Annotated in this window: 15 protein-coding genes; 9 read left to right on the top strand and 6 right to left on the bottom strand. The window is 62.9% G+C overall.

The genetic code is table 11. From position 1 onward, the window contains the following. Positions 1–31: 31 nt before the first annotated feature. Positions 32–1,084: a uroporphyrinogen decarboxylase gene (gene hemE, locus AAFX91_RS16995; RefSeq protein ID WP_130576813.1), complete on the bottom strand. Its 1,053-nt coding sequence runs from the start codon at positions 1,082–1,084 to the stop codon at positions 32–34. Positions 1,085–1,211: 127 nt separating this feature from the next. Here hemE and AAFX91_RS16990 point away from each other — a divergent pair, with 127 nt between their 5' ends. Then, positions 1,212–1,433, top strand: a complete 222-nt coding sequence (locus AAFX91_RS16990; protein ID WP_394567200.1) for a hypothetical protein — start codon at positions 1,212–1,214, stop codon at positions 1,431–1,433. Positions 1,434–1,585: 152 nt separating this feature from the next. Here the strand turns inward: AAFX91_RS16990 and AAFX91_RS16985 are convergent, their stop codons facing one another. Together AAFX91_RS16985 and AAFX91_RS16980 are read right to left on the bottom strand one after the other, a co-directional pair. After that, positions 1,586–1,816, bottom strand: a complete 231-nt coding sequence (locus AAFX91_RS16985; RefSeq protein WP_130576814.1) for a SlyX family protein — start codon at positions 1,814–1,816, stop codon at positions 1,586–1,588. Next, positions 1,809–2,558, bottom strand: a complete 750-nt coding sequence (locus tag AAFX91_RS16980) for a rhodanese-related sulfurtransferase (protein ID WP_394567199.1) — start codon at positions 2,556–2,558, stop codon at positions 1,809–1,811. Before AAFX91_RS16980 ends, AAFX91_RS16985 begins: the two co-directional genes overlap by 8 nt. Positions 2,559–2,723: 165 nt before the next feature. Between AAFX91_RS16980 and ggt the strand changes: the two genes are divergently transcribed. The 3 genes from ggt (at position 2,724) to AAFX91_RS16965 (ending at position 5,438) form a co-directional block, all read left to right on the top strand. Next, positions 2,724–4,310 carry a gamma-glutamyltransferase gene (gene ggt, locus AAFX91_RS16975; protein ID WP_394567198.1) on the top strand — a complete coding sequence of 529 codons (1,587 nt, stop codon included), beginning with the start codon at positions 2,724–2,726 and terminating at the stop codon, positions 4,308–4,310. A gap of 98 nt (positions 4,311–4,408) precedes the next feature. Continuing rightward, on the top strand, positions 4,409–4,795 hold the full coding sequence (locus AAFX91_RS16970) for an FKBP-type peptidyl-prolyl cis-trans isomerase (RefSeq protein WP_394567203.1): 387 nt from the start codon (positions 4,409–4,411) through the stop codon (positions 4,793–4,795). A gap of 136 nt (positions 4,796–4,931) precedes the next feature. Then, positions 4,932–5,438 (top strand): cupin domain-containing protein, encoded by a 507-nt coding sequence (locus AAFX91_RS16965; RefSeq protein WP_028162586.1) that lies wholly within the window; start codon positions 4,932–4,934, stop codon positions 5,436–5,438. A 48-nt stretch (positions 5,439–5,486) separates the two neighbouring features. Here AAFX91_RS16965 and AAFX91_RS16960 read toward each other — a convergent pair whose 3' ends face one another. The 3 genes from AAFX91_RS16960 to AAFX91_RS16950 form a co-directional block, all read right to left on the bottom strand. Continuing rightward, entirely contained in the window at positions 5,487–5,639 is a 153-nt protein-coding gene (locus AAFX91_RS16960; RefSeq protein ID WP_394567197.1) for a hypothetical protein, read from the bottom strand. 353 nt (positions 5,640–5,992) lie between these two features. Beyond that, positions 5,993–7,798, bottom strand: coding sequence for a D-lactate dehydrogenase (gene dld / locus AAFX91_RS16955; protein WP_394567196.1), 1,806 nt, complete (start codon positions 7,796–7,798; stop codon positions 5,993–5,995). 219 nt (positions 7,799–8,017) lie between these two features. Continuing rightward, on the bottom strand, positions 8,018–9,544 hold the full coding sequence (locus tag AAFX91_RS16950) for an amidohydrolase family protein (RefSeq protein WP_394567195.1): 1,527 nt from the start codon (positions 9,542–9,544) through the stop codon (positions 8,018–8,020). A gap of 239 nt (positions 9,545–9,783) precedes the next feature. On the opposite strand from AAFX91_RS16950, the gene AAFX91_RS16945 reads away from it, so the two are divergent. The 5 genes from AAFX91_RS16945 (at position 9,784) to AAFX91_RS16925 (ending at position 14,560) form a co-directional block, all read left to right on the top strand. Then, positions 9,784–10,809 carry an alpha/beta hydrolase gene (locus AAFX91_RS16945; protein ID WP_394567194.1) on the top strand — a complete coding sequence of 342 codons (1,026 nt, stop codon included), beginning with the start codon at positions 9,784–9,786 and terminating at the stop codon, positions 10,807–10,809. Positions 10,810–10,909: 100 nt separating this feature from the next. After that, positions 10,910–11,335, top strand: a complete 426-nt coding sequence (locus AAFX91_RS16940; RefSeq protein WP_282529995.1) for a VOC family protein — start codon at positions 10,910–10,912, stop codon at positions 11,333–11,335. Between the two features lie 26 nt (positions 11,336–11,361). Continuing rightward, positions 11,362–11,850 (top strand): VOC family protein, encoded by a 489-nt coding sequence (locus tag AAFX91_RS16935; RefSeq protein ID WP_394567193.1) that lies wholly within the window; start codon positions 11,362–11,364, stop codon positions 11,848–11,850. Between the two features lie 259 nt (positions 11,851–12,109). Next, positions 12,110–13,396, top strand: a complete 1,287-nt coding sequence (locus AAFX91_RS16930) for a phospholipid carrier-dependent glycosyltransferase (protein WP_394567192.1) — start codon at positions 12,110–12,112, stop codon at positions 13,394–13,396. A gap of 96 nt (positions 13,397–13,492) precedes the next feature. Then, positions 13,493–14,560, top strand: a complete 1,068-nt coding sequence (locus AAFX91_RS16925) for a response regulator (protein WP_394567191.1) — start codon at positions 13,493–13,495, stop codon at positions 14,558–14,560. Positions 14,561–14,713 lie beyond the last annotated feature (153 nt).

Raw genomic sequence — 14,713 nt, 5'->3', positions numbered from 1 at the left:
CGGTGGCGGCGCATGACGGTGGGAGGGGAGTTCAGTCTCTAAACGCCCGCACCCGCTGCACCATCTGCTCGACATGGGCGATCGGTGTCTCCGGCTGGATGCCGTGGCCGAGGTTGAAGATCAGCCGGCCCTTGCCGTAATTCGCCAGCACATCGTCGATTGAGCGATCGAGCGCGTCGCCGCCGGCGATCAGCGCGAGCGGATCGAGATTGCCCTGCACCGCGGCGCGGCTCTGCACGCGTTCGCGGATCATCGCCGGCTCCGCGGTCCAGTCGATGCTGACGGCGTTGACGCCGGTTGCTTCCACATAGGCGGGAAGCATGCCGGCAGCGCCACGGGGAAAGCCGATGATCTTGGCGTCAGGCACCTGCCTACGGACGCCCTCGACGATGCGGCGCGCCGGCTCGATCGACCAGCGTTCGAATTCGCGCGGCGGCAACACTCCGGCCCAGGTGTCGAACAACTGCAGACAGTCGGCGCCGGCTTTCAACTGACCGACGAGATAGTGGATCGAATTCTCCACCAGCACGTCAACAATGGCGGCAAACGCTTGCGGGTGCCGATAGGCCATCATCCGCGCCGGTGCCTGATCGGGCGTGCCCTGGCCTGCGACCATATAGGTCGCGACCGTCCATGGCGCGCCGCAGAAGCCGATCAGCGCGATCCTGTCGTCGAGCTCGCGCCGCACGCGACGCAGCGCTTCATAGACCGGCTCGAGCTTCGTGAAGTCCGCATGCGTCGCTAGCGTCTTCACTTTTTCCGGCGTATCGAGCGGATCGAGCCGCGGGCCTTCGCCGGCCTCGAACCGCACCGAACGTCCCAGCGCATAGGGAATGACGAGGATGTCGGAGAAGATGATGGCCGCATCGAAGTTGAAGCGGCGGATCGGCTGCAGCGTGACTTCGGCGGCATAGTCCGGCGTGAAGCAGAGATCGAGGAAGCTGCCGGCCTTGGCCCGCAACTCGCGATATTCGGGCAGATAGCGGCCGGCCTGCCGCATCATCCAGATCGGCGGGACCGGCTGGCGCTTGCCGGCAAGCACATCAAGGAGCGGCTTGGAAGAAGCTTGGGAATCTTGGGACAAGAAAGGTTCCTGCTGAAACGGCTGACATTTTGACGCTTCTGATACACGGCGCGTCGCTTCCGGCCAAGGCAGATCTGGAACTCCCGGAGAGCACGGTGCGTTGATTGGGCGCAAATGGAGGGAGCATATGGCTGAGAAATTCAATCCGGCGCCGCATGACAAGCATGCCGATGACCCGCGCGAGGCGCTTGCTGCCGATCGCGAGACGCACGAGAAGCTCGAGGCCGGCCTGAAACACACCTTCCCGGCGTCTGACCCCGTGAGCGCGGCCCAGCCCTCGCCGACCAAGCACGATGGCGAGAGCGAAGACCCGTCGCTCTGGGAAAAAGTGAAGGCGGTGTTCCGCTAGCTGTCGTCCTCGCGAACGAGCCTCCGTCGTCCTCGCGAAAGCGAGGACCCATAACCACAGGATCTAGTATTGAACTCGGAACGGCGTCCTGAGTTTTCTTCGAGCACCGGTGGTTATGGGTCCCGGGTCAAGCCCGGCACGACGGCCACATTTCAATAATGCGGCGGCCGCTCGTTGATCGGGGCGGCCGTATTGCTTTCGGCTTCCTGCAACTGCTCGCGCAATTCTGCCACCTGCCGCGTCAGCGCATCGATCTGCTTCCATTGCGCGGTGATGGTCTCGTTCAGCGTCTCGATCGTGTCGTCCTGATAGGCGATCCGCGTTTCCAGCGCATCGATGCGCTCGGCGAGTGTCTTCATATCAGTCGTCTTCGCGTCAGTCATGGGCGGTCTCTTTTCCGCGCTCGCGCAAGCCGTGGCCGAGCGCGACCCGTTCGTCGAATACGAAACATTCACCGCGCCAGCGGCTCTCCTGCTTCGGCATCTCTTCCAGATATTTCAGGATGCCGCCCTTGAGGTGGTACACTTCACCGAACCCGTGCGCGAGCAAAAAGCTGCTCGCCTTTTCGCAGCGGATGCCGCCGGTGCAGAACATCGCGATCTTCCTGTGCCTGGCCGGATCGAGCTCGCGCGCGGCAAAGTCCTTGAACTGTCCGAAACTCTTGATGCCGGGGTCGACCGCGCCCTCGAACGTGCCCAGCGCGACCTCGAAGGCGTTGCGGGTGTCGATCACAAGCGTGTCGGGATCCGCGATCAGCGCATTCCATTCGGCCGGGTCGACATAGATCCCGACCTGCCGCGTCGGATCGACGGAGGCATCGCCGAGCGTGACGATCTCCTTCTTCAGCCGCACCTTCATTCGCTGGAACGGCATCTCGGCGGCCGCTGAGAATTTCAGCTCCAGCCTGTCAAGCCGGCCGCCGAACAGCGCGCCGTGCCCCAGTTCCGCAATAAAGGCGTCGATCGCCTCAGCGCGTCCCGCGATCGTGCCATTGACGCCCTCGCTCGCCAGCAGGATGCTGCCCCTCAACCCGAGACCCGCAGAGATTGCGCGAAAGGGATCGCGCAGCTCCCGGTAATCGGGCAGGCTGGCGAATTGGTAGAAGGCGGCGACTTTCAGCGGCATGGCGCGGATTTATCAGGCGGTTGGGCCAGCGAAAACCCTTAGTCGGATTTCCCGGCGCAACGCAGCTCTGGCATGCCAGCCATTGCCGAGAACGGCACGAATATGTCATGTAGCTCCCGCCCCGCCGGGAACTCCAATGCAGAACAACCAAGCGAGCTACCTTTAATGAGAAACTTCCATTTCGCCGGCCGCTCCACCGTCCACTCCCTCAACGGAATGGTGGCGACGTCGCATCCGGAGGCCGCGCTGGCGGCGATCGACGTGATGCGAGAGGGCGGCACGGCAGTGGATGCGGCGATCGCCGCATCGGCGCTGCTTGCGGTGATCGAGCCGCAATCGACCGGCATCGGCGGGGACTGCTTTGCGCTGGTGCAGCCGAGAGGCGAGGGCAAGATTACGGCCTATAACGGTTCCGGCCGCGCGCCGATGGCGGCGACCGCAGAATGGTATCTCGAGCGCAAGATCCATTCGGTGCCGCTCACTTCGGCGCATGCGGTGAGCATTCCCGGCGCTGTCGACGCCTGGCAGACGATCCTCAATGATCACGGCAAGTTCGGCCTCGACAAGCTGCTGCAGCCGGCGATCAAGGCCGCGGAAGAGGGGTATGTCGTCGCGCCCCGCATCGCCTTCGACTGGAAGAACCAGTTCGAGAAGCTGAAGAACGGCACCAACACCGAGCGCTACCTGCTGCCGCACGGCAAGCCCGCAGTCGCCGGCGACGTGATCCGCCAGCCCGAGCTCGGCAAGACGCTGCGCGCGATCGCGAAGGACGGTCCGAAGGCTTTCTACACCGGTGAGATCGCCGAGGACATGGTCGCGACGCTGCGCAGCATCGGCGGCCTGCACACGCTGGACGATTTCGCTGACCATTCGACCGAGGTCACCGCGCCGATCGGCACCATCTACAAGGGCCACGACGTCTGGCAGTGTCCGCCGAACGGCCCGGGCATCACGATGCTGGTGATGCTCAACATCCTCTCGCGTTTCGATCTCACGAAATTCCCCGCGCTCAGCGTCGAGCGTTTCCATCTCGAGGCGGAGGCCGCGCGCATCGCCTACATGATGCGCGAGCAGTACATCGGCGATCCCCGGCACGTCCATGTCGATGTCGCCGGCATCCTGGCCAAGGAATTCGCCGACGAATACATCAAGAACATCCGGATGGATCGGCTGCTCGAGCTGCCGAACGTCGCGCCGCCGATGAATCCGTCGACGGTCTACATCACCGTGGTCGACAAGGACCGCAACGTCTGCTCCTTCATCAACTCGATCGCGCATTCCTTCGGCTCGGCGATCGTCTCCAACAAGACCGGCATCCTCTTGCAGAACCGCGCCGGCGGCTTCCGCATCCAGCCCGGCCATCCCAACTGCATCGCGCCGGGCAAGCGTCCCCTCCACACGATCATCCCGAGCCTTGCGACCAAGAACGGCCGCGCGATCATGCCGTTCGGCGTGATGGGCGGGCAGTACCAGCCGGTCGGCCAGACCCGTGTGCTGACCAACATCCTCGACTATGGCTGCGACGTGCAGGAAGCGATCGACATGCCGCGCGGCCTGCATTACGAGGGCGTCTATCAGCTCGAAGACAGCGTGCCGGCCGCCATCGTCGAGGGTCTGAAGAAGATCGGGCACAAGACCACCAGCGTGGTTGCTCCGCTCGGCGGCGGGCAGGCGATCTGGATCGACTGGGACAAGGGTACGTTGACGGGCGGTTCCGATCCGCGCAAGGACGGCTGCGCGCTCGGCTATTGATGCTGGGCGCCAATCCGAAAGGTGGTAACATGAACTTCACTCGACGCACCGTCGTCAAGACCATCGCTGCCGCCGCGGCCGCGATCTCCGTTCCGGCCATGTCGAAGATGGCATCGGCCCAACCAGCAGGAAAAGCCGTGACGACACCATCAGGATTGCAAATCATCGACACCGTGGTCGGCACCGGTCCTTCACCGAAGCCCGGCCAGATCTGTGTCATGCATTACACCGGCTGGCTCTACGAGAACGGCCAGAAGGGCAAGAAATTCGACTCGTCGGTGGATCGCAACGAGCCGTTCGAATTTCCGATCGGCCAGCGCAAGGTGATCACCGGCTGGGACGAGGGCGTCGGTACGATGAAGGTCGGCGGGAAGCGCACCCTCATCATCCCGCCCAATCTGGGCTATGGCGCGCGCGGCGCCGGCGGCGTGATCCCGCCGAATGCGACGCTGATGTTCGACGTCGAATTGCTGGCCGTGAAGTAGAGGCCCAGCTCTCTCCGTCATGGCCGGGACAAAGCCGGTCATGACGGGCAGAAGCGAGTAGAGCATCTGTTTCGTCTGGCCTATGACCGCGAGTTTCTGTAGCGTTACCGCGACAGTCTTTTTGAAGGCAGCAGAGATGAGCGGTACCCACGATCACTCCCATTCCCACGACCATGACGAACGCTGGAAGCACGACGGCGTCCGCGTTATTCCCGGCAACCAGCTCGATCCGAACGTGCCGTCGACGGCCGGCATGGACCGCAAGGCCGCGATCAACTTTGCCCGCGTCGGCGCGCAGAAGCTGTGGGCCGGCACCGTGACCATCAAGCCTGACGCCAAGACCGGCGCGCATCATCACGGCCATCTCGAAAGCATCATCTATGTCGTGAAGGGCAAGGCGCGGATGCGCTGGGGCGAGCATCTGCAATTCACGGCCGAAGCCGGCCCCGGCGATTTCATCTTCGTGCCGCCCTATGTGCCGCATCAGGAGATCAACGCCAGCCCGGACGAAGTGCTCGAATGCGTGCTGGTCCGCAGCGACGGCGAGGCGGTCGCGATCAATCTCGACATCGAGCCGGTGGAGAAGCCGGAGACGGTGCTGTGGGTCGATCCCGTCCACCGCCATCCCGATGAGAAGAAATGACGGCGAAGCCGCGATGTCATTATTAGGACGCTCGCGGCGATGATGGCGTTAGAATTGCCGCGAGCGATACTGCTCGTACTCCAGCCGGCAGGCCTTGCTGAAGCCATGCAGAAGGTCGATGGCATGGTCTTCGGCCATGCCTCGCAGTTCGACGAAGGTCTTGTCGGGCTTCGGTGTAGGTATCGAGGATTCTCTGCGCAACCCGTTCGGCCTCGTCGACGATCCCGGCGGATGACAAGACCCGCATCCGCGAGATCTTGGCATAAATCCCGACCAGATCTGAAATGCTGGAGCGCGTCGATGTAGCATTTCGATGCGATCTCGATGAATTCGCGATAGATGTCCTGCCGGCGCAGATTTTCGCCGGCAGACCATTGTGAATGCGCCATGGTGCGCTGGGTGAACCACGCCGCCGTTGCCGAGGTCAGGCCTCCGATGGCGGCACCGGCCAGTGCTGCAAAACCCGAGATCAAGGACGCGTCGGTCATGTGACGATCATGGCTGGACGATGTGCTTCGAAAGATGCTTCCGTCGTTGTCGACGTCGCGGTCGGTTCAGGAAGTCCAGGAAGCGCTGATCTTCGGGGCCTGGGTCGACCCTGCTTCAAGCCCGATCTTCCAGTGCAGGCACTTGGTGGTTCGCCCGATCCCGGGGTTGAAGGCATTGCAGGGGTCCAGCGCCTTGTAGTGTTCGACCAGCGCAGGCTTCGCATGATAGAGATGGCCGACATTATGCTCGGCTGGATATTCGGCACCGCGCTGATCGAGCAGTTTCCACATCTGCTCCTCGATCGCCAGACAGTCATGTCCTTTCGCCACGATGTAGTCCTGGTGGAAGACGTGGCAGAAGAAGTGGCCGTAATAGAGCTTGTGCATAAGCTTTGCATCGATGTCGGGCGGCAGGCTTTCGCACCACTGCTCATCATTGCGGCGCAGCGCGACATCAAGGGCGACAATGTCTTCGACCTCGCGGGCGTGGACGGCGCGATAGCGCACCGCAGCGCCCGCAGCGGCGAAGCGGTGGAGCATCGCCTTGGCGCCTTCGTCCTTGGTGCAGGTGAAGAAGTCGCCGTTCTCTGAGGGAAACATCGACGTCAGATATTGCTCGGCTTCCTCGATGCCGTCATCGCCCATCTGCAGGATCAGGTGATGTTCGAAGCGGTCGCGATAGTCCATCATTCGCTTCGGCAGGTGACGCGGAAACAGCGAGCTCGCAAATTGCATGATCCTGTCGCTGAGGTGTCCCGGCAGGAAAGCCAGGCGCTCGCAAATGCCGTCAAAGCGTCCCTTGATTGCGAACAGCATCGGCAGCCAGGCAGTGCCGAGATAGTGGATCGCCAGAAACGTGTCCTTGCCGTATTTTTCCGCAATGTCGAAGGCCGTGCGGTGCAGATATTCGCCGGAGATCGGCAACGACTTGAAGCTGGCCAGGACGTGCCGGCGGATCGTCTCGAGTTCGGAAGGATCGTTGGAGCCGATATAGAAGGCACCGGTTCGCGCGGTCTTGGCGAAGGTATCGAGCCGCACCGCCATCAGCATGACCTTGCCGGCGCTGCCTGACGCCTCGAACAGCCGGTGCGGATCGGCGTTGAAGCGGGCGGCGGTCGGCGCATCGATGTCGCGGACATGAGTCGCATAGTCATGGTCGGATGCGAGCCGGTCCGAATCGTTCGCGACGTCGGCCTCGGTGAAGGCTCCGCTTTCGAGCCTTTCCAGCATCGCTTCGGGATCATTGCCGAGGTTGATGCCGAGATGGTTGACAAGGTGAACGTCGCCAGCTTCGTCCATCCGGGCGAACAGGGCGAGTTGTGTGAAGGCGGGGCCGCGGTGGATCAGGGCACCGCCTGAATTGTTGCAGATGCCGCCGAACACGGAGGCGCCGATGCAGGACGAGCCGATCACGGAATGAGGCTCCCGCCCCAGCGGCCGGAGCCGGTCCTCGAGCTGATAGAGCGTCGTGCCCGGCAGGCACACCACCTGCTTGCCGTCGTTGATGAGGTGGATGCCGGCGATCCGCATGGTGCTGATCAATACGATGCCACGGTCATAGTCGTTGCCGTCGGGCGTGGAGCCGCCGGTAAGACCGGTATTGGCGGCCTGCATGATCACGATCTTGTTGGCGGCGACGCAGGCCTTCAACACCCGCCACTGCTCGACGAGGGTGCCGGGACGGACCACTGCGACGACCTGACCATGCCCGAAACGGAAGCCGGTGCAAAATCTGCGGGTGCTCTCCATGCCGGTCAGCAAATGGGACCTTCCGACGATGCTGGAAAGACGCTTAAGAAGGGCGGCGTCATCCGTGACGCTCTCTTCGCCGTCGTTGGTCGAGTTGGGCGGCAATCGAACAGCAGACTCCATGGCTGAAGGCTCCAGTTATTGTAACGCAGCCGCTGCCTCTATTCGTAAAGCCGCCTTTTCCTGAATGTCAAAAACCAGGGGTGGGATTTCTGCGCCCATGACGCAAGCGTGATGCAAGACTACCGTGCAAACAGAAAAGGCGAGGCGGAGATGCCTACCGAATAGGCGCCGGATCGGCAGCGCAGCACAACGTTACGCGGCGCTGCCGATCCGCAAAGCTCACGCAAAAACGCGGTGGTCAATCGTCCCATTTGGCACCACGTAGCCGTAGCGCATGTTCGATGGCTCCGGCCCGGCCTTCTCGTACTCGGCTCGCATCATCGCGAAGCGGTCGCCCTTCAATTCCAGCATCGCGCGCTTGGGCTGGATGTCGTAGAGCCTCGCATTGTTGTCGCCGAAGATCGCGCGCTTCACCGGTCCGTCTGCAGGACCGAGCGGCGCATAGCCGAATTTCTTCTGCATCGCCTCGGGGATCTCGAGCCTTCTGAGGCCCTCGATCTGCCATTGCGGCGCGCCGGTCCAGAGCGAGTCCGAGCCCCAGCAGACGTGGTCGACGCCGAGACCCTTGATCAGCGTGCCCATCAGCGCGGCGCAGACATTCGGCTCGGCCACCAGCGTGGTGGCAAACAACTGCCCGACGTCGCCATAGACATTGTTGACGCCATACTGCGCCGGGATGTCCGCAAGGTCAGAGGTCCAGGCGATGCGGCCGGTGCGCTCGAACTCGGCGAGCGCCACCTTGGGGTCGCCGCCGACATGGCGGTAGGCGGAGTGATAGATGATGAAGTTGAGCTGCGGCCAGTCCTTCGCGGCTTGCCCGACATCGGCGACGTCGGCGAAGCCGCGCAGGTTCGGGTATTGCTTCTCGATGCCCGGCGGGAACAGTCCCTTGTGCACGCAGACATTCTTGATGCCCGCCTTCACCATTTTCTCGTAACCCTTGTAGGCGACCTTCTCGTCGTCCATTCGCCACGGATAACGGCTGATCTCCTTGTGGGTGTTGTCGCCGATCGTGTAGCCCTTGCAGGACTCCGGTTTCAGCGCCAACGCCGCGTCGAGCTTGTCGAGCCAGCCGGGCTGGCCGGGCGTGAAGATCGCGTGACAGAACACCCGCCGCGTGCCGGCCTCGTCGTTGATCTTCTTGCGAGCGTCCGCCATCTGCTCGTTGGTCAGGAACCAGTCCTGCTCGATGTCGGAGGGCGCCGACGAGATCAGCGCGATCTTGGTGTCAGAGTCGAGAAACATCTCCTTCTTGTAGTTGTTGAACTTCAGATCCTCGATGGTCTGCTCGTGCTCGCTGAGCTGCTTGTTCCAACCCGCCTTGCCGACCGCCTTGCGCATCTCGACAAAGCCCATGATGCGGGTGTCGTCGCGCAGGAAATGCGTGTGCATGTCCATGATGAACTGGTCTTTCAGCGCGTCCGCGCGCTCCTGCGCTATCGCAGGCGTTGCGGCTTCGGCCTTGCTCACCGCGAACAGCGGTCCATAGACCTCGTTCATCGCCACGAAGGAGGCCGCCATGCCGGCTGCGGTCTGGAAGAATCTCCGGCGGTCCATGCCTTGCTTGGCGCCGATCTCGTCGGCCATCGCGAGCAGCCGCGCCTCGACCTCGCGCTGCCGTTCGTTCTGCGGGTCGGGATAGAACTCGTCGCTGGAAACGATCTGGGTCGGGATCGGTGTCGGGTATTGGCAAAGTTCCGACGGCATCAAAGCTGCAAGTTCTTCTTGGGTGAGGTTGCTGCTCATGAAGTGCTCCCTGGATTGCGCCGGATTTTCTCCGGTCTCGCGGCAGCAAAGACTAGGCTCAGTTTTGCAAAGCGTCCGCGACTTCTTCCCGCGGCAATGTTCACAAACGCGTGCGCCGGGTTTTGCAACGCGCGGGGACGGCGCGATCATTTCCAGCTCTCTCGCAACGTCGCGCCAACGCTGCTAAAGTCGTGACCAACGATCGGACAGAGAATCCGAAACCACCGGGGAGACAAGCGATGGCGCGTTCCGAACACACGGTCCCACGGCGCACGGTCATCAAGGGTATCGGCGCCGGTATGGCCGTCGGCACAATCGGCGCGTCGCCGATGCGGGCCGAGACGCCGGTTCCGCCGCGAGGCGAGGAGATCTGGAGCAGCGAATACTGGGCGAAGAAGGGCGATGTCCCGCTTTGGATGTACCGCAAGCGGATCGGCGCCCCGAAGGCCGGGGAGCCGTCACGGCCGGTGGTGTTCTTCGTTCACGGCTCGTCGGTGACCTCGCGGGTGTTCGACGTCAGCGTGCCCGGCAAGGGCGAATATTCCGTGATGAATGAATTCGCCCGCTATGGGTTCGACTGCTGGACCATGGACCACGAGAATTACGGCAAGTCGGGCCGCACGTCGGGCAATTCCGATATCGCCAGCGGCGTCGAGGACCTGAAAGCCGCGGTCGAGGTCATCGCCGGTGCGACCGGCCGGCAGAAGTATCATTTCGTCGGCGAGTCCTCAGGCGCGCTGCGCGCCGGCGCCTACGCCATGGCCGCGCCCGAGCGGATCGATCGCCTGGTGTTCACGGCATTCACTTACAAGGGCGAGGGATCGCCGACGCTGGCAAAGCGCGCCGAGCAGCTTGACTATTACCGTTCGCACAACATGCGCAAGCGCGACCGCGACATGATCCGCTCGATCGCGACCCGCGACAAGCCCGGCACCTCCGACCCCGCCGTGATGGAAGCGCTGGCGGATGCGGAATTGCAGTTCGGCGACCAGATCCCGACCGGCACCTATCTCGACATGACCGCCAATCTGCCGGTGGTGCATCCCGAAAAGGTGCTGGCGCCGGTGCTCCTGATTCGCGGCGAACATGACGGCATTGCGACGGTCGCCGATCTCGAGGAGTTCTTCAACCGGCTGCCGAACGGCGACCGCCAGTTCGTCATCCTCCCCGGCACAGCCCATTCGGTGGTGCTCGCGATCAACCGGCAATTGTTCTGGCACGTGACGCGGTCGTTCCTGACCATGCCGACGCCGATCGCGACGTAAGGGCGCTTGGGTTCCCACCGCAAAAATTTCTTCACCCCCCTTGTCGGACTCGCGCCCGCCCATCCGTCCTTGGGCCGGACCCCATGCAAAGGAGCCCTTGATGTCCAAAATGATCTTCGTGAACCTGCCGGTCACTGACCTCGCCCGCGCGACCGCCTTTTATCAGGCGATCGGCGCGGCCAAGAATCCGCAATTCTCCGACGATACCGCTTCCTGCATGGTGTTCTCCGACACCATTCACGTCATGCTACTCACGCATGACAAGTTCCGGCAATTCACGCCCAAGAAGATCGCAGACGCAAAAACATCGAGCGAGGTCCTGATCTGCCTCTCGGCCGACAGCCGCGACGCCGTCGACGACATCGTCGGCAAGGCCACCGGCGCCGGCGGCAGTGCCGACCCCGGGCCGAAGCAGGATTTCGGCTTCATGTACGGCCGCAGCTTCGAGGATCTGGACGGTCACATCTGGGAAGTGATGTGGATGGATGTCGAGGCGGCCACCAAGGCCGCAACCGCCGGCGCTTGATCGTCGATCACGTAAAGGAGTTTCTCATGTCCAAGATTACCCCTTGCCTGTGGTTCGACGGCGAAGCCGAGGAAGCCGCCAAGCTCTACGTTTCGCTGTTGCCGGATTCCCAGATCGACACAGTCCAGAAGGACATCATCGATGGTCCCGCCGGCAAAGCCGGTACAGTGCTGTTGGTGGAGTTCACATTGGCCGGTCAGCGCTTCATGGCGCTGACCGGCGGGATGCGAATGGAATATACGCACGCCGTCTCTTTCGTGATCGACTGCGCCGACCAGGCCGAAGTCGACCGGCTCTGGGACGCGCTGCTCGCCAATGGCGGCAAGGCCGAGCAATGCGGCTGGCTGAAGGACCGCTTCGGCGTCTCCTGGCAGATCGTGCCGAACGTCCTGCCCAAATATATCGGCGGCCCCGACAAGGCCGGCGCACAGCGCGCGATGCAGGCCTTGCTCGGCATGGTTAAGCTGGATATCGAAGGCCTGCGCCGCGCGTATGAGGGCAAGTCCGCGGCGTGACACCAGCGCAAATGCGTAGGGTGGGCAAAGGCGCTCTTCGCGCCGTGCCCACCCTCAGCACTCTACTCGTGATGGTGGGCACGCTTCCGCCTTCTCTTCGAGCTACGGCGGACAAGTCGCTTTGCCCAGCCTACGCGTCTCAGTCCTACGACGTCGATTTCTGGTGACGGTCGACGCGAAATAGTTCAATGCGGTGGACAGAAAAATCGGCGGCGCTCACAATTGGCTTTCTTGCTGCACCGCGATCGCCGAAGATATCGTGCCTGAATCACCTTCCGTTCCATTCGCGCGCACTGTTCTCACCGCGGCAAGCATCTTTATCGTCGCGCATCTCCTGCTCCTGATCGGCGTGACCGCGCCGGAAAAATTCTACTTCGACGAGGTGCATTACGTGCCGGCGGCGCGGCAGATGCTGGAGCCGGTGATGCGAGAGCCGATGCTCAACCCGATGCATCCGCCGCTCGCCAAGCAGCTCATCGCGCTGTCGATCAGGATTTTCGGCGACAATCCATTCGGCTGGCGCTATCCCGCCGCACTGTTCGGAGCGCTGGCGCTGGTCGCGGTCTATCTCGGCGGACTGGCGCTGTTCACCCGGCAGTCATCGGCGATCGCGGCAATGCTAATCGCGGCATTCAACCAGATGCTGTTCGTGCAGTCGCGGATCGCGATGCTCGATATTTTCGCGCTCGCCTTCAGCCTGTTCGCGATCGCGGCGTTCACCTACGGCTTCAGGCGGGCGCGGCCGCAGCTTTACTTTGCGCTTGCCGGGATCGCATCCGGCCTCTCTGCCGCCTGCAAATGGAGCGGCCTGTTCGTGCTCGCAATCTGCATCGCGATCGTCGCCGTGATTCGGCTGATGCAGGGCTGGCGCACGCAGTTCGCCGATCCCAAGCCGGAGGACTGGTACCGGCCCGACCTCTGGCCCGATTTTCGTCCCCGTCACTTTGCCGCATGCTTCGTGCTGTTGCCCGCGATCGTCTATCTCGCCAGCTTTGTTCCGCTCTGCGGATTTTCGTTTCCCGATATCCTGGAGGCGCAGCGCCGCATCTTTGCCGACAACACCACCACCGCGATCGCCGGCCACACCTATATGAGCCCATGGCCGTCCTGGCCGTTCCTGGTGCGCCCGGTCTGGTATCTCTTCGACAAGCTCGGTGACGACCGTATCGCCGCAGTGGTGCTGCTCGGCAATCCCCTGATCCTGTGGCCGGCGCTGGCCGCGCTCGCCGTGGCCTTGCGCGACTGGATCGTGGTGCGGCGGGCGGATGCGTTCCTGGTGCTGGCGTTCTATTTTGGTCCCTATCTCGCCTGGGCATTGCTGCCGCGCACGCTCGGCTTCATCTATTACTACCTGCCGGCCGCGACCACCGCGAGCTTTGCCCTGGTCTACGCGCTGATCCGCGGCCGGACTCCGCGCTGGCTGCTATGGGCCTTCCTCGCCATCGGCGCGCTGGGCTTTGCGGTCATGCTGCCGATCTCGGCGGCCTTCATCGGTACCTCGACGGCGACGTTCAACCACCTGATGCTGTTCCGGGGCTGGATCTGAGCTGTCGCGGCGGGCTTGACGTGCCCCACCCCCTCATGGATTTTGGCATGCAAAGGTAGGTCCATCGATCTGCTTCAAGGCAGTGGAACGACCGTCATGCTGGAGCGTCTCTTCGATTCGTCAATGCTTTCCCCGCACGGAATTTGCCTGCTGTGGGAACCTGGACTGATCTGGCTCCACGTCATCTCTGATGCGGTGATCGCGGCGGCCTACTTCTCCATCCCCGTGGCGCTCGCCATCTTCGTGTCGAAGCGGCGCGACGTCGCGTTCGGCTGGGTCTTCTGGGCTTTTGCGCTTTTCATCCTGTTCTGCGGCTTCACCCACGTGCTGTCGATCGTCACGCTCTGGGTGCCGATCTACGGCATCGAGGGCATCGTCAAATTGTTGACGGCGGCCGCGTCCATCGTCACCGCCGCCATGCTGTGGCCGCTGCTGCCGAAGCTCTTGGCGCTGCCCTCGCCGTCGCAGCTCCGCGAGGTCGAGGACTTGCTGCGACAGTCGCAGCAGGTGACTGGCGGCGTGGTGCACGATTTCAACAATCTCTTGACTGTTATCAGCGGCAACCTCGAAATCGCCGCGCGCAGCGTGCAATCGGACGGCGGCGTCAAGCGCGACCGGCTGGCGCGCGTGATCGGCAATGCCTCGACCAGCGCGCAGAGGGCGGCGCTATTGACACAGCAGCTCCTCACCCATGCGCGGGGCGAGCCGCCCGATCTCAAGCCCGCCTACCAGGCGCCTCTAACAACCGCCAACCCGGTCAAGGCGGACAGCGCGCCGGTGGTCGGCAGTGCCGGCAACGAGACGATCCTGGTGGTCGAGGACGAAGACAGCGTGAGGTCCTTCCTTGTGGAGACTCTGCAGGACCTCAACTACAAAGTCCGTGAAGCCGCCAATGGCTCAGCCGCGCTGGCACTGTTCAAGAGCGGGCGGTTCCATGTCGACCTGCTGCTCACCGACATCATCATGCCCGGCCTGAACGGCCGCGAACTGGCCGACGAACTGCACCGTATCCAGCCTAACCTGAAGGTGCTGTTCATGACCGGCTATGCGGGCAACGCCGTCGGCGACCAGGATCGGCCCGACGACGACGTATCGCTGTTGCAGAAGCCGCTGACGCAGACCGTGCTCGCGGCAAGGATCAGGGAAATGCTCGACAAGCCGTAGCCCCGTAGCCCGGATGAAGCGAAGCGTAATCCGGGTCCATCTCGCCGTGTCTCGAACATTTCCCGGATTGCGCTGCCAGGCTGGGCAAGAATTGGGATCAGGCGACCAAGTGGAGACTGAAGGGACTTGGCGCGGGATTTTGATGCAGGCGGC

Origin of the sequence: Bradyrhizobium sp. 31Argb, assembly GCF_043638955.1 — a bacterium.
Taxonomy (GTDB): Bacteria; Pseudomonadota; Alphaproteobacteria; order Rhizobiales; family Xanthobacteraceae; genus Bradyrhizobium.
The sequence above is the reverse complement of the archived record's forward strand: the minus strand, read 5'-3'. Positions and strand labels throughout refer to the sequence as shown.